At 62.6% G+C, this 623-nt stretch carries 1 pseudogene; it reads right to left on the bottom strand.

The features are described from left to right. Positions 1-623: pseudogene (locus FQ389_RS20990) on the bottom strand (IS3 family transposase); the annotation flags it as partial.

Raw genomic sequence — 623 nt, 5'->3', positions numbered from 1 at the left:
TGATTGCTTCGAACTCGACGGGGGTCAACCGGCCCAGACCGACCTGTCGGCGTCGGCGGTGGTAGGTGCGTTCGACCTAGGTGACGATGGCGATGCGTAGCTGCTCGCGGGTGTTCCAGCGGCGGCGGTTCAAGACGTTCTTCTGTAGCAGGCTGAAGAAGGACTCTATGGCCGCATTGTCACCGGCAGCACCGACGCGGCCCATCGAGCCGACCATGTCGTGACGGCCCAGAACCCGAACGAATTTTCGGCTGTGGAACTGCGAACCCCGGTCGCTGTGCACGATGCAGCCCGCGACATCGCCACGACGCGCCACCGCACTGGTGAGGGCCTGTGTGGCCAGTCGTGACTTCATCCGCGAGTCGATGCAGTAGCCGAGATCCGGTTGGAGAACACGTCCTTGATCGCACACCGATACAGCTTGCCTTCGCCGGTGCGGTGTTCGGTAACGTCGGCTAGCCACAACTGATTTGGCGCATCAGCGGTGAAATCCCGGCCTACCCGATCGTCATGGACCGGTGGACCAACCTTGCCGTTCTTACCAAGTTTACGCTTGACGAACACACTCCACCAGCGTTGTTCGAGCAGATCCGCCAGGGGGCGCGGTGCGCTCGGCCATCGGC

Source organism: Mycobacterium tilburgii, assembly GCF_902168065.1.
Classification (GTDB): domain Bacteria; phylum Actinomycetota; class Actinomycetes; order Mycobacteriales; family Mycobacteriaceae; genus Mycobacterium; species Mycobacterium tilburgii.
Note: the sequence above shows the minus strand (reverse complement) of the source record. Positions and strands in the feature narration are given on the sequence as shown.